Source organism: Protofrankia sp. BMG5.30, from assembly GCF_001983005.1.
Lineage (GTDB): Bacteria > Actinomycetota > Actinomycetes > Frankiales > Frankiaceae > Protofrankia > Protofrankia coriariae.
Genome location: NZ_MOME01000042.1, coordinates 1 through 21,109 on the forward strand (window position 1 = coordinate 1; position 21,109 = coordinate 21,109).

Sequence of the window (21,109 nt, forward strand, 5' to 3'; positions counted from 1 at the left end):
TCGGGGAGGGTGAGGATGCCGGCGGTGTGGGCGGCGGTGAGTTCGCCGATGGAGTGGCCGGCGAGGTGGTCGGGTTGCAGGCCCCAGTGGGTGAGGAGGTGGTAGAGGGCGGTTTCGAGGGCGAAGAGGGCGGGTTGGGTGTAGAGGGTCTGGTTGAGGTCGGTGGGGTCGGTGTCGAAGATGACCTCGCGCAACGGCCGTAGTGGCCGGTCGGGAGGCGGCTGGTCGAGGCGCTGGCTGTGTTCGGCGAGGGCGGTGTCGAGGGCGGCGGTGGTCTCGTCGAACGCCTGGCGGAAGATCGGGTGGGTGTCGTAGAGCTCGCGGCCGACGCCGGGGCGCTGCGCGCCCTGACCGGTGAACAGGAACGCGATCTTGCCGGGGGTGACGTTGCCGTGGACGACGTGGGGGTGGGGCTGGCCGGTCGCGACGGCGTCCAGGCCGGCGAGCAGGTCGTCGCGGGTGCTGGCGACGACGGCGGCCCGGTGGGGGAGAGCCGCCCGGGTGGTGGCCAGCGAGTAGGCGACGTCCACCGGCCGCAGCGCGCTGTCGGCGGTGACGTGCGCGGCCAGCCTGGCGGCCTGCTCCCGCAACGACTCCGCTGACGCCGCGGAGACCACCCACGGCACGACAACCGCCCCCGCGCCCGCGTCCCCCGCCGGGGCGTCCACGGGGACGTCCGTCGGGCCGCCGGTGATCTCGCCAGAAGGCTGGCCGTCAGAAGGCTGAGGGTGGAAGTGGTTGCCGGAGCGACCGCTTGTTCCCTCGTTGTCATGATCCGAAGCGTCCGCGGGGGCATCCGCTGGGACGTCCTGGTCGGGGGACTGTTCGATGATGACGTGGGCGTTGGTGCCGCTGATGCCGAAGGAGGAGACCGCGGCCCGGCGGGGGCGGTCGGCTGTCGGCCAGGGGCGGGCGGAGGTGAGCAGTTCCACCGCGCCCGCCGACCAGTTCACGAACGGTGACGGCGCGTCCACGTGCAGGGTCTTCGGCAGCAGGCCGTGGCGCAGCGCATAGACGATCTTTGTGATGCCGGCGATGCCGGCCGCCGTCTGGGTGTGCCCGATGTTCGACTTGATCGAGCCGAGCAGCAGCGGCCGGTCGGCGGGGCGCTGCTGGCCGTAGGTGGCGATCAGTGCCTCCGCCTCGATCGGGTCGCCGAGGCGGGTGCCGGTACCGTGCGCCTCGACGGCGTCGATGTCGCCGGCCGTGAGCCCGGCGGCGGCCAGCGCGTCCGCGATGACCCGCTGCTGGGACTGGCCGTTCGGTGCGGTCAGCCCGTTCGACGCGCCGTCGGAGTTCACCGCGCTGCCGCGGATCACCGCCAGGATGCGCCGGCCGGCCCGCTGCGCGTCCGACAGCCGCTCCAGCAGCAGGAACCCGACGCCCTCGGCCCAGGACGTGCCGTCCGCCGCCGCCGCGAACGCCTTGCTGCGGCCATCGGGGGCGAGCCCCCGCTGCCGGGAGAACTCGGTGAACAGCCCCGGGGTCGCCATCACGGCGACGCCGCCGGCCAGCGCCAGGTCGCACTCGCCGCCGCGCAGCGACTGGGCGGCCAGATGGGTCGCGACCAGCGAGGACGAGCAGGCGGTGTCGACGGTCAGCGCCGGCCCTTCCAGTCCGAGGGTGTAGGCCAGCCGCCCGGAGGCCACGGATGTCGTGCTGCCGGTGAGCACGTAGCCCTCGGCGTCGCGCGGCGAGTCGGTCAGACGCGGGCCGTAGTCCTGCTGGGTGGCGCCGACGAACACCCCGGACCGGCTGCCGCGCAGGCTGTGCGGGTCGATGCCGGCGCGTTCGAGCGCTTCCCAGGCGGACTCCAGCAGCAGCCGCTGCTGCGGGTCCATCGCGGCGGCCTCCCGCGGGGAGATGCCGAAGAACTCCGCGTCGAAGCGGTCGGCGTCGTAGAGGAAGCCGCCGTCACGGGTGTAGGTCCGTCCCGGTTTGCCGGGTTCGGGGTCGTAGAGCGCCTCGGCGTCCCAGCCGCGGTTCGACGGGAACCCGCCGATGGCGTCCCGGCCGTCGGCGACGAGATCCCACAGCGCCTCGGGGGAGTCGGCGCCGCCCGGCCAGCGTCCGCTGACCGCGACGATCGCGATCGGCTCGGCGGGGTCGACGCGCCGGCGGGCGCGCCGCGCAGTGGTCGCGGGCGTGCCCGACACCAGAGTGATCAGCCGCTCGACCAGGGCGGCCGGCGTCGGGAAGTCGAACACCAGGGTGCTCGGCAGGGTCAGGTCGGTGGCCGCGGCGAGCCCGTCGCGGAACCGCACGGCGCCGAGCGAGTCGAAACCGAGGTCCCGGAAGGTCTGCCCGTCGTCGATCCACTCCGCGTCCGCGTGCCCGAGCACCCCGGCCGCGGTCGTGCGGACCAGCTCCGTCAGCCGCTCCCGCAACGCCTGCGGGGACAGCGCCGCGAGCGGATGCCCCGACGCCCCGGCCGCGCTCCCGGCCGCGAGCCCGAGCCCGGTGCCCGCCGCCCCGGCCGTGTCGAGATCGCCTTCGCCGCCGTCCAGGCCGGGCCGGTCGGTGGACGAGGCCGGTGCCGCGGTGAGCTCGCCGGCCGCCGCCGTCCCGGTAGCGAGCCAGAAACGGCGCCGCTGGAACGCGTAGGTGGGCAGGTCGACGGCGTACGGGTCGGCGCCGGCGAGGGTGTCGCTCCAGTCGACCGGCAGGCCGTGGACGTGCGCCTCGGCCAGCGCGGTCAGCAGTTGGGCCGGCCCGCCGGCGTCGCGGCGCAGCGTGCCGAGCACGCCGACGCCGGCACCGGCCGGCCCGGCGGCGTCGACCGTCTCGTTGATCCCGCCGACGAGCACCGGATGCGGGCTGACCTCGATGAACACGTCGTGGCCGCTGCCGAGCAGGGCCCTGGTGGCGGCCTCGAACCGGACGGTGCCGCGCAGGTTGGCGAACCAGTACGCCGCGTCGAGCGTGCTGCCGTCGACCGGCTCGGCGGTCACGCTGGACAGCAGCGGGATCGTCCCGGCCCGGGGGGTGATCCCGGCGAGCGTGGTGAGCAGGTGGTCGCGCAGACTGTCGACCTGGGGCGAGTGGGAGGCGTAGTCCACCGGGACGAGCCGGGCCCGCACCCCCTGCGCCTGGTAGTCGGCGACCAGTTCGGCCAGCGCCCGCGGGCTGCCGGCGACGACGGTCGACCGCGGGCCGTTGACGGCCGCCAGCGACACCGTGTCACCAATGCCGCTGTCGGCCAGCCGCGCCCGCACGTCGTCCGCGGGTAGTGCGATCGAGGCCATGCCGCCCTGCCCGGCAATCGTGGTGATGGCCTGGCTGCGCAGGGCGACGATTCGGGCGGCGTCGTCGAGGGTGAGGATGCCGGCCACGTACGCGGCGGCGATCTCCCCCTGGCTGTGCCCGACGACGGCGTGCGGGTGCACCCCGTACGAGCGCCACACCGCCGCCAGCGAGACCAGCACCGCCCACAGCGCCGGCTGGACCACGTCGACCCGCTCCAGCGAGGGCGCGCCGGGCGCCCCGCGCAGGACGTCGAGCAGGTTCCACCCGGTGTACGGGGCGAGCGCGTCCGCGCTGGCCGCGATCGACTCCGCGAACGCCGGGGAGGAGTCCAGCAGGCCGGCGGCCATTCCCGGCCACTGGGAGCCCTGGCCGGGGAAGACGAAGACGGCCAGCCGGCCGGCCCGGGCGACACCGCGCACGGTGCCCGCGGGCAGTTCGCCGCGGGCCAGCCCGGCCAGCCCGGCCAGCAGGGCGTCCCGGTCGTCGCCGACGACCGCCGCGCGGTGGGCGAAGGCGGCCCGGCCCCGCACCAGCGCCGCGGCCACGTCGAGCGGACGCGCGGACGGGTTGGCCGCGACATGGTCGTGCAGGCGCGCGGCCTGGGCGCGCAGGGCGTCCCCGCCGCGCGCCGAGAGCACCCACGCCACCGGCCCGGCTCCGACCCCGGTGTCGGAGGTGATCCCGGTGTCGGGCGTGCCCGCGCCGGGCGCGCCACCGCCGGGCGTGCCGTCGGCTGTGGACGCGCTCCCGGCGGGCGTGGTCCCGGCGTCGCTGGCACGGTCCTCGAGGGGTGGGGCCTGCTCGAGGATGATGTGGGCGTTGGTGCCGCTGATCCCGAAGGACGACACGGCGGCCCGTCGGGGCCGGTCGACGTCGGGCCAGGGGCGGGTGTCGGTGATCAGTTCGACGGCGCCGGTGGTCCAGTCGACGTGTGGGGACGGGGCGTCGACGTGCAGCGTCTTCGGCAGGACGCCGTGCCGCAGCGCCTCGACGGTCTTGATGATGCCGGCGACGCCGGCGGCGGCCTGGCTGTGGCCGATGTTGGACTTGACCGAGCCGAGCAGCAGGGGCCGGTCGGCGGGGCGGTGCTGGCCGTAGGTGGCGAGCAGGGCCTGGGCTTCGATGGGGTCGCCGAGGGTGGTGCCGGTGCCGTGGGCTTCGACGGCGTCGACGTCGGCGGGGGTCAGGCGGGCGTTCGCGAGCGCCGCGTTGATCACCCGCTGCTGGGACGGGCCGCTCGGCGCGGTGAGCTGGCTGCTCGTCCCGTCGGAGTTCACCGCGCTGCCGCGCACCACCGCCAGTACGCGGTGGCCGTGGCGGCGCGCGTCCGACAGCCGCTCGAGCAGCAGGACCCCGGCCCCCTCGGCGAGGCCGAAGCCGTCCGCGGCGGCGGCGAACGGCTTGCACCGGCCGTCGGCGGACAGCGCGCGCTGCCGGGAGAACTCGACGAACGATCGCAGGGTGGGCATCACGGTCACGCCGCCGGCCAGCGCGAGCCCGCACTCGCCGGACCGCAGCGCGCCCACGGCCTGGTGCAGCGCGACCAGCGACGACGAGCAGGCGGTGTCCACGGTGACGGTCGGGCCCTCGAAACCGAACGAGTACGCCACCCGGCCGGAGGCGACGCTGGTCGTCCCGCCGGTCAGGACGTACCCCTCCAGCGGCTGGATCGCCGCGGCCCCGGCGCCGGCACCGTAGTCCGAGGCGATCACCCCGACGAACACGCCGGTGTCGGAGCCGCGCAGCGTCGTCGGGTTGATCCCGGCGTGTTCCAGCGCCTCCCAGGCGGTCTCCAGCAGCAGCCGCTGCTGCGGCTCGGCCGCCAGCGCCTCGCGCGGGGAGATGCCGAAGAACGCGGCGTCGAAGTCGCCCGCGTCGGGCAGGAAGCCGCCCTCGCGGGAGTAGGTGGTGCCGGGCCGTGCCGGGTCGGGGTCGTAGCGGTCGTCAAGGTTCCAGCCGCGGTCCGTCGGCGGTGGGCCGACCACGTCGCGGCCGTCGGCGACCAGCCGCCACAGGTCGTCTGGTGACTGCACCCCGCCCGGGTAACGGCAGCCGATCCCGATGATCGCGATCGGTTCGTGCCGGGACGACGTCAGCTCCTGCACCTGCGCGCGGGCGGCACGCAGGTCGGCCGTGGCCCGCCGCAGGTAGTCGCGCAGCTTCTCCTCACGGGAGCCGCCGCCCGCGGACGCGGCGGACGCGGCGGACGCGGAGGACGCGGCGGACGCGGCGGACGCGGAGGACACCGGGGGTACCTGGGAGCCAGAGGACGCGGTGGACATGTGAGCTCAGCCTCCGTACGGGGTGGTCAGCTCGTTGTCGAGCACGTCGAACAGTTCGTCGTCGTCGGCCGACTGGAGATCCGCCAGGTCGCCTGCGAGGGAGCCGCCCGCGCCGGCGGGCCGGCGGCCGTCCCAGACCTGGAGGAGCTGCCGCAGCCGGACCGCGACCCGTTCGTGGGCGTCGGGGTCGGTGGCGGCGTCGGGCGCGGTCGTCAGGACGTTGCCCAGCCGGTCCAGCACGTCGGTGAGCGATTCCCGCTGGGACGGGACGGCCGCGCTCCCAGCACCGCCGTGCGCGGCCGGTACGAGCAGGGTGCGCAGGTGCGCGGTCAGCGCCGCCGGGGTCGGATGGTCGAACAGCAGCGTGCTCGGCAGCCGCAGCCCGGCGGCCGCGCCGAGCCGGTTGCGGAACTCCACCGCGGTCAGCGAGTCGAACCCGGACGCGAGGAATCCGCGGTCGACCTCGATCACCGCCGCGTCGGCGTGGCCGAGCACGGTCGCCGCGGTCGTGCGCACCAGGTCGAGCAGGATCCGCTCCCGCTCGTCCTCGGGTCGCCCGGCGAGCCGGTCGGCCAGTGACGCGCCCGCTCCCGACCGCGTGCCGCCGTCACCCGCCAGGCCGTCCGGGCCGGCTGGGCCGGCTGGGCCGCCGTGGCCGTCGCCGGCACCGGCGGCGCGGCGGACGGCCGGGCGGGACTGGCCGCGCAGCACCGCCGGCCGGTTGTCGTCCTGGCCGAACGCGTCCCGGTCGATCCGGGCCGGTACCAGGGCCGGGTGCGGGGTGGTGAGCGCGGCGTCGAACAGGGCCAGCGCGGTCTCGGTGGGCAGCGGCCGCAGCCCACCGCGGCCCAGCCGGGCCACGTCCGCCCGGCCGAGATGGCCGGTCATGCCGCTGGCCTGCTCCCAGTAGCCCCAGGCCAGCGAGACCGCCGGCAGCCCGTGGGCGCGGCGGGCTGCTGCCAGCCCGTCGAGGAAGGTGTTCGCCGCCGCGTAGTTCGCCTGCCCCGGGGTGCCCACCACGCCCGCGACCGACGAGTAGAGCACGAAGGCGGCGAGATCGGCGTGGCGGGTCAGCTCGTGCAGGTTCCACGCCGCGTCGATCTTCGGCCGGGCCACCCTCCGCAGCCGCTCCGGGGTCAGTCCGGTGACGGTGGCGTCGTCGAGGATCCCGGCCGTGTGGATCACCGCGGTGAGCGGGTGGGTGCGGGGGACGGTGGCCAGCAGCGCGGCCAGCGCGTCCCGGTCGGCGACGTCGACGGCGGCCAGGGTGACGCTGACGCCCAGCCCGGTGAGCTCGTCGACGAGTTCGGCGGCGCCGTCCGCCGCCGGCCCGCTACGGCTGGTCAGCAGCAGGTGGCGCACCCCGTGGTGGGTGACCAGCCGGCGGGCGGCCAGCCGGCCGAGCGTCCCCGTCCCGCCGGTGACCAGGACCGTGCCGGACGGGTCGAGCCGGTGCGGCACGGTCAGCGCGAGCTTGCCGACGTGGCGGGCCTGCGCGAGGTGGCGCAGCGCGCGGGGGGCGTGCCGGATGTCCCAGGCCGCCACCGGCAGCGGGCGCAGCGCGTCCCGGGCGAACAGCAGGCCCAACTCGGTGAGCAGTTCGGCGATCCGCTGCGGCGGGACGTCCGCGAGCAGGTCGAACGGCAGGTAGGAGACGCCGGGATGGTGCGCGGCCAGCTCCTCGGGACGCCGCGGGTCGGTCTTGCCCATCTCGACGAACCGGCCGCCGGGGCCGAGCAGCCGCAGGGACGCGTCGGTGAACTCGTGCGCCAGCGCGTTGAGCACCACGTCGACCCGGCCGAACCGGGCCTCGAAGCCGTCGACGGGATCCAGCTCGCGGGAGGAGGCGATGTGGTCGTCGTCCAGGCCGAGGGCGCGCAGCACGTCCCATTTCGCGGGGCTGGCGGTCGCGAACACCTCCGCGCCGGCCTGCTGGGCGAGCTGCACGGCGGCCTGGCCGACCCCGCCGCTGGCGGCGTGCACCAGCACCCGCTCGCCCGGCCGCAGGGCACCGAGATCGAACAGGCCGTAGTAGGCGGTGAGGAACGCGACCGGGACGGTGGCGGCCCGCGCGAACGACCAGTCCGCCGGGAAGCCGACGAGCAGCCGGCGGTCGACGCGCGCGAGCGTACCGGCGCTGCCCGGCAGCAGCCCCGTGACCCGGTCGCCGGGGGCGAGGTCGGTGACGTCGGGGGCGGTCTCGACGACCACGCCGGCCCCTTCGGCGCCGATGCGGGCCCGGCCCGGATAGACACCGAGAGCGATCAGTACGTCGCGGAAGTTCACCCCGAGGGCCCGCGGCGCGACCCGGACCTCTCCCGGCGCGAGCGGCCCCGCCGCGTCCGGGTCGGCCAGCAGCGCGAGCGCGTCCAGGCTGCCGGGCGAGGTGACGTCGAGCCGCCACGGCGTGCCACCCGCCTCCCATCCGGCGCCTGTGCGCTGGCCGGCACCGGCACCGGTGCCGGTGGTGCTGTCAGCGTCGCCGGCCGTGGCGCCGCTGAGGTCACGGTCGCCGTACAGGCCGGTGTCGACCAGGCTGGCGCTGTCGCCGGGCGGCGGTGGCAGCTCGCCCGAGGCGGGTGAGCCGGGCGCGGGCTGCCGGACGAGCCGGGGGAGCAGCACCACGCCGTCGCGGACCGCGGCCTGGGGTTCCCCGCTGGCCAGCGCCGCCGCCACTGCGGCCGCACGGGCCGGGTCGGCGCCGGTGTCGGTGTCGGTGTCGCCGTCCAGGTCGAGGATGACGAGCCGGCCGGGATGCTCGGACTGGGCCGAGCGCACCAGCCCCCAGACCGCGGCCGCGGCAAGGTCCGTGACGTCCTCGCCGGTACGGGTGGCGACCGCGCCGCGGGTCACCAGGACCAGCCGGCCCACCGCGAAACGTTCGTCGGCCAGCCAGGACTGCACCGTGGCGAGCGCCCGCTCGGTGGTGGCCGCGACCGTTGCCGCAACGTCCGCCGCTGGAACGTCCACCGCTGGAACGTCCGGTGCCGGGATGCCCGGTGCCGACGGGGCGTTCACCCAGACGGCGACGGTGGCCGGGGCCGGCGCGTCCGGGGGAAGGCTCGGAAGATCCGGGAGGATGTCGACAGCGCCAGCGCCGCCAACGAGGCCGGTGGGTGCGGCGTCCGCGGGTGTCGCGGGCGGCGACAGCGGCGGTAGCGGCGACCAGTCCAGCAGGTACGCCGCGTCGGCGCCACCGGCGGCCAGCGTGCCCGGCGCGACCGGCCGCAGCGCCAGCGCGCCGACGGACAGCACCGCGGCGCCGGCCGGGTCGGCGGCGTGCACGCTCACCGTGCCCGTGCCGGTCGGGCGGACGCGGACCCGCAGCGCGGTCGCCCCGGTGGCGGCCAGCGAGACGTCCGTCCAGGCGAACGGCAGGAGCAGGGCGTCGCCCTGGCCGGGCAGCAGGCCGACGACCGGATGCAGGGCGGCGTCGAGCAGGGCCGGGTGCAGCCCGTAGCCGTCGGCCTCGGCGGCGTCCGCGACGGGCAGCCGGACCTCGGCGAGGACGTCGTCACCGTGCCGCCAGGCGGCGCGCAGGCCGCGGAAGAGCGGGCCGTAGCCGTAGCCGTACCCGTCGTCGGCGAGCCGGTCGTAGAAGCCGTCGAGGTCGATGCCGACCGCGTCGGCCGGCGGCCACTGCCCGGCGAGGTCGTCCGGTGCCGGCGCCAGCGGCCGCTGGGCGAGCAGGCCGCTGGCGTGGCGGGTCCAGGGGACGTCCTCGTCGGGGTGGGCGTTGCCACCACCTGACCAGCCGTCACCTGGCCGGATGTAGTCCGGCCGTCCCGCGGCCGGGCGGGAGCCCTCCGGGCGGGAGTACAGCGTCACCGGCCGGATGCCGGGGTCGTCGCGTTCCGGCGGGCCCACCACGAGCTGGAAGCGGACGCCGCCGCCGTCCGGGACCACCAGTGGGGCGTGCGACGTCAGCTCCCGCAGGTGGCCGTGGCCGACCAGGGCGCCGGCGTGCAGGGCGAGCTCGACGGCCGCCGCGCCCGGCAGCACCGTGCTGCCGGCGACGGCGTGGTCGGCCAGCCAGGGTGTGGTGGCCGTGGTCAGCCGTCCGGTGAGCAGCAGGCTGTCGTCACCGGCGACGGGCAGCGCCGCGTCGGCCAGCGGATGCCCGGCGGCCAGGCCCGGTGCCGGGCTGCCGGCGTGCGTCGGCGCGGTGATCCAGTAGCGTTCCCGCTGGAACGGGTAGGTGGGCAGTTCGGTGACGCGGGCGTGCGGCCCGTAGACGGCGGGCCAGTCCGGCGTGACGCCGTGCGCGTACAGCTCGGCGAGGGAGAGCAGCAGCCGGTCCCAGCCGCCGTCGTCGCGGCGCAGCGTGCCGGTGACCAGGACGGGTCCCGCCGCCGCGTCCCACCCGCCGACGGGGTTCCCAGCAGCGGTGCTCCCGGCGGTGTTTCCGGCGGCGTCCTCGGTGCTGTGCCCGGGGACGGCGCCGGTGCTGCGTGCGGTGGCCAGGCCGTGTTCGGCGACGTCGTCGACGGTCTGCTGGATGCCGATGGTCAGTACGGGGTGCGGGCTGGACTCCAGGAAGATGCGGTGGCCGTCGGCGAGCGCCGCGCGGACCGCGTCGTCGAGCCGGACCGGCTGGCGCAGGTTGCGGTACCAGTAGTCGCCGGTCAGCTCGGCCGGGTCGAGCCGTCCGCCGGTCACCGTCGAGTAGAAGGCGACGTTCGCGGGACGTGGCGCGATGTCCGCGAGCAGGGTCTGTACGTCGTCGCGGATGGCCTCGACCTGGGCGGAGTGGGAGGCGTAGTCGACCGGTATGCGCCGGGCGGAGACCCCGCGCTCCTGGTAGGCGGCGAGTAGCTGGTCGAGGGCGGCCGGCCGCCCGGACACGACGGTGGCGGCCGGGCCGTTGACGGCCGCGATCGAGACGTCGTCCGAGATGCTGCCCGGGGCGCCACCGGCCAGCGCGGCCAGCTCGGGCAGGTCGGCCTCGACGGTGGCGGCGGGCAGCGGCACCGAGACCATCCCGCCCAGCCCGGCGATCTTTGTGATCGCCTGGGCGCGCAGCGCGACGATGCGGGCGGCGTCGTCCAGGGTGAGGGCGCCGGCGACGTGCGCCGCGGCGATCTCGGCCTGCGAGTGCCCGATGACCGCGTCGGGCCGGATGCCCAGCGACTCCCACAGCCGGGCCAGCGCGACGATCACCGCGAACAGCGCCGGCTGCACCACGTCCACGCGCTCGAAGGTGGGCGCGCCGTCCACCCCGCGCAGCACGTCCACGAGCGACCAGTCGACGTACGGGGCGAGCGCGTCCGCGCTGGCCGCGATCGACTCCGCGAACACCGGGGAGGAGTCCAGCAGGCCGGCGGCCATTCCCGGCCACTGGGAGCCCTGGCCGGGGAAGACGAAGACCGTCCCACCCGGGTTCCCACCCGGGTTCCCGGTGGTGGCCGCGGACACCACGCCCGGCGCCTGCTCGCCGGCGGCGAGAGCGCGCAGCCCGGCGAGCAGCGCCTCACGGCCGGTGCCGACCACGGCGGCCCGGTGGTCGAAGACGGTACGGGTGGTCGCCAGCGACAGCCCGACGTCGGCGGGACGGGCGTCCGGCCGGGTGAACACGGCGTCGTGCAGCCTGGCCGCGGCCGCCCGCAGCGCCGGCCCGCCGCGTGCGGACAGCGTCCACAGCACGGGCACCGTCTCGGATGCATCGGCCGCCCGGTCTGCCCCGGACGCGCTCCCGGGGTCAGGCGTGTCCGCGTCCGCCGTGCTTGCGCGCGACGCGTTCGCGGCGGGCGTGCCGTCCGCGTCGGAGATGTTCCCGCCGGGCGTGCCGGCGGCCCCGGGCGCGTTCCCACCGGCTGTGTCCCCGTCGTTGTCGTCCGCGGGTGGGGCCTGCTCGAGGATGATGTGGGCGTTGGTGCCGCTGATCCCGAAGGACGACACGGCGGCCCGTCGGGGCCGGTCGACGTCGGGCCAGGGGCGGGTGTCGGTGATCAGTTCGACGGCGCCGGTGGTCCAGTCGACGTGTGGGGACGGGGCGTCGACGTGCAGCGTCTTCGGCAGCACCCCGCGTTGCAGCGCCCCGACCACGCTGATCACCCCGGTGATGCCGGCGGCGGCCTGGGTGTGGCCGATGTTGGACTTGACCGAGCCGAGCAGCAGGGGCCGGTCGGCGGGGCGGTGCTGGCCGTAGGTGGCGAGCAGGGCCTGGGCTTCGATGGGGTCGCCGAGGGTGGTGCCGGTGCCGTGGGCTTCGACGGCGTCGACGTCGGCGGGGGTCAGGCGGGCGTTCGCGAGCGCCGCGTTGATCACCCGCTGCTGGGACGGCCCGTTGGGGGCGGTCAGCCCGTTGCTCGCGCCGTCGGAGTTCACCGCGCTGCCGCGCACCACCGCCAGTACGCGGTGGCCGTGGCGGCGCGCGTCCGACAGCCGCTCGAGCACGACCACGCCCACGGCCTCCGCCCAGGCGGTGCCATCCGCGGCGGCGGCGAACGGCTTGCACCGGCCGTCGGCGGACAGCCCGCGCTGCCGGGAGAACTCGGTGAACATGCCGGGCGTCGACATCACGGTCACGCCGCCGGCCAGCGCGAGCCCGCACTCGCCGGACCGCAGCGCGCCCACGGCCAGGTGCAGCGCCACCAGCGACGACGAGCAGGCGGTGTCCACGGTGATCGCCGGCCCGACGAGGCCGAGGGTGTAGGCCACCCGGCCGGAGGCGACGCTGGGCAGCCCGCCGGTGAGCGCGTACCCGCCGGCGGTGCCGGTGGCCTCGTGCAGCCGCGGGCCGTAGTCCTGCGGGGTGGCGCCGACGAACACCCCGGTCGAGCTGCCCCGCAGCGTCACCGGGTCGATGCCGGCGCGTTCCAGCGCCTCCCAGGAGGTCTCCAGCAGCAGCCGCTGCTGGGGGTCCATCGCCGCGGCCTCCCGGGGGGAGATCTCGAAGAAGGCGGCGTCGAACAGGCCGGCGTCGTCGAGGAAGCCGCCCTGGCGGGTGTAGGACGTGCCGGGCCGGCCGGTGCCGTGCTCGTCGGCGCCGGCCGGGTCGTAGAGGGCGTCGAGGTCCCAGCCGCGGTCGGTCGGGAACCCGCCGATGGCGTCCTGGCCGGCGGCGAGCAGGTCCCACAGCGCCTCGGGGGAGTCGGCCCCGCCCGGCCAGCGCCCGCTGACCGCGACGATCGCGACCGGCTCGTCCGCCCCGGCCCCGCCCGCGGCCCCCACGGCGTTCTCGGCCGCGGCTCCGGTCGTGGCGCCGGTGCCGGCGGGCACGCCGGTCGCGCCGGCGATCTCGGCGAGATGGCGGACGAGCGCGGCGGGTGTCGGATGGTCGAAGGTCAGCGTGGGCGTCAGCGGGAGCCCGGTGGTGGCCGCGAGCAGGCCGCGGAACTGCACCGCCGCGATCGAGTCCAGGCCGAGGTCCTTGAACGTGCGCCCGGTGCTCACCGCGGCCGGGTCGGTGTGGCCGAGCACGGTGCCCACCGCCGCGCGGACGAGGTCGAGCAGGACGGCGTCGCGTTCCCGTGGGGTGAGCCCGTCGAGCCGGCGGGCCAGCCGCGACGGGCCGGCGGGGGACGACGTTCTTGGCGCTGCGGGTACCGCCACGTCCGTGCCGTGGGTCGCCGTGTCATGATCCGGAACGATCTGCGCCGGTATGGATACGTCAGGTAGATCGGTGGCCGGTGTCGCCGTGGGCGACGCCGGGCGGGCCGCCGCGCCCCCGAGCCAGAACCGCCGCCGCTGGAATGGATAGGTGGGCAGGTCCGTCACGCGCGCCGCCGGGTCGATCGCCGCGGCCCAGTCGACGTCGACCCCGCGCACGTACGCCTCGGCCAGCGACGCCAGCAGCCGGCGGGGGCCCCCGTCGTGGCGGCGCAGCGTACCCGTGACGAGGGTGTCGGCGTGCCCGGGGCCGGCGTCCGCCGCGATCCGCTGGATCGCGCCGGTGAGGACCGGGTGCGGTGTCATCTCGACGAACGTGCCGTGCCCGGCCGCGAGCGCCGCCCGCACCGCCCGGTCGACGTCCACGGTCTCCCGCAGGTTGCGGTACCAGTAGGCGGGGGTCAGCTCGGTGGTGGGCAACCTGCCGGCGGTGACGGTCGAGTAGAACGCGACGTCTGCCGCCACCGGGGTGATGCCGTCGAGCAGCTCGAGCAGCCGCTCGCGCACCGGGATGACCTGCGGCGAGTGCGAGGCGTATTCCACCGGGATCCGGCGGACGTCGACACCGGCCGCGGTCAGTGTCGCCACGAACTCGTCGAGGGCGCCGGTCTCGCCGGAGACGACCGTGGCGTCCGGACCGTTGATCACGCCGATGCCCGCGCGGTCGGCCCACGGCGTGAGCAGCGTGGCGACCTCGGCCGCGGGCAGCGGGACCGACACCAGCCCGCCGCGGCCGGTGATATCGACCAGGGCGCGGCTGCGCAGCGCCACCACGGCCGCGGCCTGTTCCAGGGTGAGCGCGCCCGCCACGTGCGCCGCGGCGATCTCACCCTGGGAGCTGCCGATCACCGCGTCGGGCTCGACACCGAAGGCCCGCCACACCGCGGCGAGGGAGACCATCACCGCGAACAGCGCCGGCTGCACCACGTCGACCCGCTCCAGCGACGGGGCGCCCGGGGCGTCACGCAGGACGTCCGGCAGCGACCAGTCGACATGGGGTGTGAGAGCCGCCGCGCACGCCTCGATCGAGCGGGCGAACACCGGGGAGGTGTCCAGCAGCTCCGCGGCCATGCCGGCCCACTGGGAGCCCTGGCCGGGGAAGACGAAGACGGTCCTGCCGCGCTCACCCACCGACCCGCGCACCACGCCCGCGGCCGGTTCGACGGCGACGAGCGCGCGCAGCCCGACGGACAGCTCGGCCCGGTCGGCGCCGATCACCACCGCCCGGTCCTCGAAACGTGCCCGGGTCGTCGCCAGCGACAGCGCGATGTCCGCGGGATCGCCCCCGCCGCCGGTGCTGTTACCGTCGGCGCCGCCGTCTCCGCTTTCAGCGTTCTCAACGCTGCTGCCGGTGCCGCCGGCGGGGGGGTCGGTGAGCAGCGCCAGCAGACGGCCGGCCTGGGTGTCCACCGCGTCCACGCCACGCCCGGACAGCACCCACGGCGCGACGCCGCGTACCGCGGGCTCACGGCCACCGTCGGCGTGTGCCGCGGGCTCACGATCGCCGCCGGCGCGCGCCGGCGGGGCCGACGACGCTTCGGCCGCCCCGGATCCTCCGGCCGCCCCGGATCCTCCGGCCGCTCCAGCTGCCCCGGCCGCCGTGGGCCGTGCGCTGGGCGCCTCGCCCAGCACGACGTGGCAGTTCGTCCCGCCGACTCCCCACGAGCTCACCCCGGCCAGCAGCGGCCGGTCGTCGTGCGGCCAGGGCCGCCGGGCGGTCACCACGCGCAGCCGCAGCTCCTCGAACGGGATCCGGGGGTTGGGCGTGACGAAGTTCAGGCTCGGCGGGAGCACCCGGTGCGTGATCGCGAGGACCGTCTTGACCAGGCCGACGATCCCCCCGGCGCCCTCGAGATGGCCGATGTTCGTCTTCACCGACCCGACCAGCAGGGGGTCGTCGGCGGGCCGGCCGACACCGTAGGCGGCGCCCAGCGCGGACGCCTCGATCGGGTCCCCGACCGCGGTCCCGGTGCCGTGCAGCTCGACGTAGCGCACGTCGCGCGGGTCGACGCCGGCGCGGCTGGCCGCCGCGCGCACCACGTCCCGCTGGGCCTGTGCGCTCGGGACGGTCAGGCCCGCCGTGGCGCCGCCGCTGTTGACCGCGCTGCCGCGGATCACCGCGTGGATCCGGTCGCCGTCGGCGAGCGCGGCCGCGAGCGGCTTGAGCACGACGACCGCGCCGCCCTCGCCGCGCACGAAGCCGTTCGCCCGCGCGTCGAAGGTGAAGCACTGCCCGTCCGGGGACAGCCCGCCGAAGCGCTGCGCGCTGACAGCCGTCTCGGCGGTGAGATTGAGGTGGACGCCGGCGGCCAGCGCCAGCTCCGACTCGCCCGAGCGCAGGCTCTCGCAGGCCAGGTGCACCGCCACCAGCGACGACGACTGGGCGGTGTCCACCGTCAGGCTCGGGCCGCGCAGGCCCAGCAGGTAGGACAGCCGGTTGGCGATGATGCCGCGGGCCAGCCCGGTCAGAGTGTGCCGGGTGACGGCGTTCAGGCCGTAACGGTGGACCAGCCCGGCGTAGTCGCTGGCGATGGCGCCCACGAAGACGCCGGTGCGGGTGTCCGCCAGCGCGGCCGGGACGACGCGGGCGTCCTCCAGCGCCTCCCAGCCGAGCTCGAGCACGAGACGCTGCTGCGGATCCATCGCGTCCGCCTCGCGCGGCGAGATGCCGAAGAACTCCGGGTCGAAGTCCGCGACGCCGTCGAGAAAACCGCCGCGCAGCGGGCGGATATCGTCCGGGATTCCCTCCCAACGGCCGGCGGGAACATCCGTGACGGCGCTGCGCGCATTCTCCAGCAGCTGCCAGAACTCCCCGGGGCCGACCGCCTGGGGCAGTCGGGCGGCCAGCCCGACGACGGCGATGTCGGACGGCGTCTCGGCATGCGACATCTTGGGTGTCCATTTCCTCTCGTAAACGGCCGGCGCGGCCGGATGCCGGGGTGGCGGCTGGCCGCGCCGGCCGAAGGCGGCGCGATCACGTTCGTTGTTTCGCGCGGAGACGGGACCCGGATTTCGGGAAGATCTGGTGTGGCTGCCGGGGACCGCGGAGGGGCTCGGGGACGAGCCGCACGGTGTGGATCTCGATGAACGGGTGACGGCGGGGGTGCCGTTCGAGCGGCGGGCCGGCCGGCCGCGCGGTCAGCCGGCCCTGCCCCGCCGCGCGGTCAGGCCGGCCCCGGGCACCGGGGCTGTCAGCGCGGTTGCGGGTTCCCGAGGCGACAACAACGCTCGGCGCAGGGGAGACCGTGGTGGGGACAGCGTGCGGCGCGGCGGCGGCTGGAGCGGTGCGGTAGCACGCTGTATCACACCCTTTCGTCTTCGTCCGCGCCTATGTGTTCCGCGTTCACACGTCCCGTCCACGCACACCTGACCGGGGCGCCCGGACACGGCCTGCTGCCGGCCGCGCCCGCGCCCGCCCTACGGGCGTGCGACGAACCGTACTCGGGTACCCGCCGGTCCGTCAGGAGGGCCAGTATGTAGATGGTCCGCAGAAAAGCGCGCGGCGATAACCCCTATCGATACCCCTAGTCGACCCTTACCGTCATTGTGGTACAGCTCACACGGGATGTGCGGCCCATATTATGTGCCAGCTGCCCCGGAGAATAAAACGTTGGCCTCTGTGAGGCTTTTCCTCGGATGCCGGTCTTGCTTCCCGATGGCGGCCCTGATAGGGATGACGGAAACCAGGCCGGGTATTTTCGGGCGTCATCCGCCGGCCCGGCCGGCCGCCGGCAGGAAAGGACACCAGTCGTCATGACGCGACCCGGGGTGAGTGCCGGCGACGGTACCGGCAGCGGTACCGGTGCCGATCTGTGGATACGGCGGTTTCATCCGGTGGCGGATCCCGCCGGGCGGCTGGTCTGCTTCCCGCACGCGGGCGGCTCGGCGCCCTTTTTCTTCCCGCTGTCCCAGGAGCTGTCCGCGCCGGCCGGCCCGGGCCGGCGCGGCGTCGACGTGCTCGCCGTCCAGTACCCCGGCCGCCAGGACCGCCTCGGCGAGCCGGCGGTCACCAGCATCGCCGGGCTCGCCGAGGGGATCGCCACGGCCCTGCGGCCGTGGGCCGGCGAGCCGCTGACGTTCTTCGGGCACAGCATGGGCGCCGTCGTGGCCTTCGAGGTCGCCCTGCGCCTGCGGGCCCGCGGGCAGGACGGCCCGGTGTGCCTGATCGCCTCCGGCCGCCGCGCGCCGTCGAGGTACCGCCAGCGGCAGGACGTCCACCGCCGGGACGACGCCGGCATCGTCGCCGAGCTGCGCCAGCTCGCCGGCACCGACCCCCGGCTGCTCGGCGACGAGGAGATCCTGCGGATGATCCTGCCGGCGATCCGCGCCGACTACACCGCGGTCGAGACCTACCGGTCGCAGCCGGGCGCGGTGCTCCCCTGCCCGGTCACGGTGTTCACCGGCGACGCCGACCCACAGGTCACCCTCGACGAGGCACAGGCCTGGCGGGAGCACACCACCGCCGGGTTCGACCTGCGGGTCTTCCCCGGCGGGCATTTCTACCTGGCCGAGGACCCCGGGCCGGTCATCGCGGCCATCCGCGCCGAGCTGGCGGCGCGGGCCCCCGCGGTACCGGCGTCCGCCGTGCCAGGGCCTGCTGTGCCGGCTCCCGCTGTGCCGGAGCCCCCCAGCCAGGCGGCGAGCTCGCGCACCTCGGCGCGGTAGAGCGTCGCCGGGTCCGCCACGTGGGGCCGCAGGTGCCCGTTGATCTCGAGTGCCAGTAGCCCGTGCAGCCGACCCCAGATCCGTAGCGACAGCGCGACGGCCGCCGGCGGCAGGCCCGGGACCGCCGCGCGGGCCAGCGCGGCGAACGGCGGGGTGAAGTCGGACCAGTCGTAGTCGTCCGTGCCAGCGCCCGTGCCGTCCAGGTCCGCCCCGGGCGCGGACATCCGCTCCCGCAGGCCCGGCCAGGCGGTCTCCACCAGGCGCAGCAGCACGCCGCACGCCTGCTGCTCCGCCGAGGACGCGTCACCCTCGGTCGGGAAGCGGTAGCCCGGGATGGGGCTACCGTAGAGGAGCTGGTACTCCTGCGGGTTGGTGACGGCCCACTCGCGGTAGGCCATCGCCACCGCGACCAGGGCGGCGCCGGGATCGTCGGCGGGCGCCGCGGCCCGGACGGCCTCCAGGCGCCGCGCCACCGAGGTGTAGATGTCGGTCACCAGCGCGGTGATCATGTCGTCGCGGGTGTCGTAGTAGCTGTACAGCGCGCCCGCGGTCATGCCCATCTCGCGGGCGATCGCCCGCAGCGACAGCGCTGCCGCGCCACCGTCGGCCATATGGCGCAGTGCGATCGCCTTGATCTCGCGGACCGTCTCGGCGCGTAGCCGGTCACGGCGCCGAAGCATGCGATCTTCCACCGTTGGCAGTTTACAGCGCCTGTCTCCTGCACTGCGGCCAAACTTTGATAGCCGTGTAGTCTTTGAACATCGTACTGTCGCGTCAGTTGGCCCGGACGGTCCTCGCCCCACGTCGCCCCACGTCGCCGCACCCTGCGCCGCCCGCGTCACGTCGTCCGTCCGGGCTGGTCCCCCGTGTCAGCCGTCGCCTCGAGGAACCCGAAGAACCGAAGAACCCGAAGAAGAGGAAGGGGCTCGCCCCATGACTGTCCCCGCAGCCCCCGGGCTGCCCTATCAGCGCGCCCGGCTCACCCTCGCGCTGCTGGCGTTCGCGCAGTTCATCGTCGCCGTCGACTACAACATCGTTTATGTCGCGCTGCCCGACATCGGCGTCGAGCTCGGCTTCACCTCGCAGTCGATACAGTGGGTGGTCAGCGCCTACGCCGTCGCCTTCGGTGGCCTGCTGCTGCTCGGCGGACGTGCCTCCGACCGGCTCGGGGCGCGCCGCGTCTTCAGCGTCGCGCTTCTCGTATACGGCCTGTCGTCCCTGGCCGGCGGGCTGGCGTCGACACCCGGCGTGCTCGTCACCGCGCGGACGGTGCAGGGAATCGGCGGCGCGCTGCTGTTCCCGGCGATCCTCAAGCTCATCAACACCATCTACGAGGAGGGAACCGAACGCACCCAGGCCCTGGCGGTGTGGAGCGTGGCGGCCAGCGGCGGGCTCGCCGCCGGGGCCCTGCTCGGCGGGCTGCTCACCGACTGGTTCGGCTGGGAGTCGGTCTTCTTCGTCAACGTCCCGCTCACGGCCGTGGCCCTGCTGGGCGTCTCGCGCCTGCTGCCCGCGGACCCGCCGCGGGCGCACGGYCTGAAGGGCTTCGACCTGCCCGGCGCGCTGATCGCCACCGCCGGTGTGGCGCTTGTCGTCTTCGGCCTGGCCTCCGGCTCGGAGGTCGGCTGGACGGCCGCCCGCACCACCTCCTCGATCATCGTCGGGGCGGTCCTGCTGGCCGGGTTCGTCCTGGTCGAACTGCGTACCCGGGATCCGCTGGCCCCGCCGCGACTGTTCCGGCAGCGCACGCTGGTGATCGCGATGCTCGCGGTGCTGCTGCTCGTCGGCAGCCTTGCCGGCGAGTACTACCTGTTCACGACATACCTGCAGAACGTGCTTGACTTCAGCCCGCTCCAGGCCGGGCTGGCGTTCCTCCCGCTCACCGTGATCTCGATGGTGGGCGGCGCGGCGGCCGTCACCCTGCTCACCCGCTACGGGCTGCGCACCACGATGGCCGCGGGCCTGTTCGTCGGCGGCGTCGGCATCGCGGCCGTCACCGCCGGGGTGTCGGTGGACGGCTCGTACCCGGCCCTGCTGCCCGGCCTGGTGCTGTGGGGCATCGGCGGTGGGGTCGCCTTCACCGCGGTGTTCGTCGCCGCGTCCGCCGGGGTGGCACCGGCCGAGCAGGGCGTCGCCAACGCCCTGGCCTCGACCTTCCAGCAGATCGGCACCGCGCTGGGGCTGGCCGTGATCGTCGCGGTCGTGACGGCCCGTCCGCACGGGCCGGCATCGCTGGACGCCACCGCGACCGGGGTCGTGGACGCGCTGCGGGTGGGTGGCTGGGTGTCGGCCGCCATCTGCGCCGCCGGGACCGTGGTGGCTCTCGCGCTGGCCCGCACGCCCCGGCCGGCCGGGCAGCCGGCCGCGCAACCGGCCGGGCAGCCGGCCGCGCAACCGGCCGGGCAGCCGGCATCCGCCCCGGGCGAGCCGGCCGACCCCCAGCACCAGCCCGTGTGACACCAACCCACACAAGGTGACGGGGCCGCGACCGGACCTGTCCCAGCTGTCGTCCCCGCGGGCCCTCCTGGGCTGGCCCGCGGGGACGGCTTCGTTTTTCCGCCCGGTTCTCCCGCCCCGGCCCTGGCCGCTGGCCGGCCCGCCGGTGGCGCCGCTCGGCGGTCGATGGTCGATGGTCGGCGGTCGCTGCCTGGCAGTCGGGACGGTGTGGCAGTCGGGACGGTGTGTTCACCGGCCCCGTGCCCCTTCCCCCGCCTGGCCGGGCTGTCGCCGAGATGACGGGACAGCGGGTATCGAGATACCGGTACGGCCGCCGATATCCCCGGTACGGTTTCCTGGAGCCTCGTTCTTTCCGTGGCCTTGTTCTTCCCGGAGCGCCGTTCTTTTCCGGGACAGCTCCGGCCTGTCCGGTACGGCCGCCCGGGCCGCCGCGTGAGCGGTGTTCCGTGGGCGGGAGGGCCACCTGGGCGGGAGCGTCACCTGTGGTACTCCCGCCACCGGTACCCGGCGCGCCCGGCACGCCGCGTATCTGTGCGGCCACGGGGCAGTCCGGCCGGTGGGTATTCCGGTACCGGTATTCCGGCGGCGGTCATCGGGCCGGCGTCACCAGGGCCGGTAACACCGGGTCAGCATCCGTGTTCTGCTGGACGCAGCTAACACGCGCCGGATTTGAAGTCAACCCGAGCCGACCCCTACTGGCACCCCGATATTCATCCGAATACCAACTATCGAAACCGCCGCCTGCCAGGACGGCGGATGTCGGGCACGCCTATATGGCGAGCATCACATCGACCTTTTTCGCCGGTCGGGTTTGGGCTCGGCTAATGTCCCCGGCATGAGGTCGCGGG

At 75.4% G+C, this 21,109-nt stretch carries 4 protein-coding genes and 1 pseudogene; 2 read left to right on the forward strand and 3 right to left on the reverse strand.

Translation table 11 applies throughout. The features are described 5' to 3' along the window. Both BL254_RS29125 and BL254_RS27880 read right to left on the reverse strand, forming a co-directional pair. Positions 1-5,528 (reverse strand): beta-ketoacyl synthase N-terminal-like domain-containing protein (locus BL254_RS29125; RefSeq protein WP_175648426.1); only part of this gene is annotated, 5,528 nt, incomplete at its 3' end. Between the two features lie 6 nt (positions 5,529-5,534). Next, entirely contained in the window at positions 5,535-16,028 is a 10,494-nt protein-coding gene (locus tag BL254_RS27880) for a type I polyketide synthase (RefSeq protein ID WP_076844538.1), read from the reverse strand. An 864-nt stretch (positions 16,029-16,892) separates the two neighbouring features. Between BL254_RS27880 and BL254_RS19945 the strand changes: the two genes are divergently transcribed. Continuing rightward, entirely contained in the window at positions 16,893-17,804 is a 912-nt protein-coding gene (locus tag BL254_RS19945) for a thioesterase II family protein (RefSeq protein WP_076844540.1), read from the forward strand. A 35-nt stretch (positions 17,805-17,839) separates the two neighbouring features. On the opposite strand, the pseudogene BL254_RS19950 reads toward BL254_RS19945, so the two are convergent. Next, positions 17,840-18,484: pseudogene (locus BL254_RS19950) on the reverse strand (TetR/AcrR family transcriptional regulator); the annotation flags it as partial. A gap of 253 nt (positions 18,485-18,737) precedes the next feature. Between BL254_RS19950 and BL254_RS19955 the strand changes: the two are divergent. Next, positions 18,738-20,261 carry an MFS transporter gene (locus tag BL254_RS19955; protein ID WP_076844542.1) on the forward strand — a complete coding sequence of 508 codons (1,524 nt, stop codon included), beginning with the start codon at positions 18,738-18,740 and terminating at the stop codon, positions 20,259-20,261. Positions 20,262-21,109 lie beyond the last annotated feature (848 nt).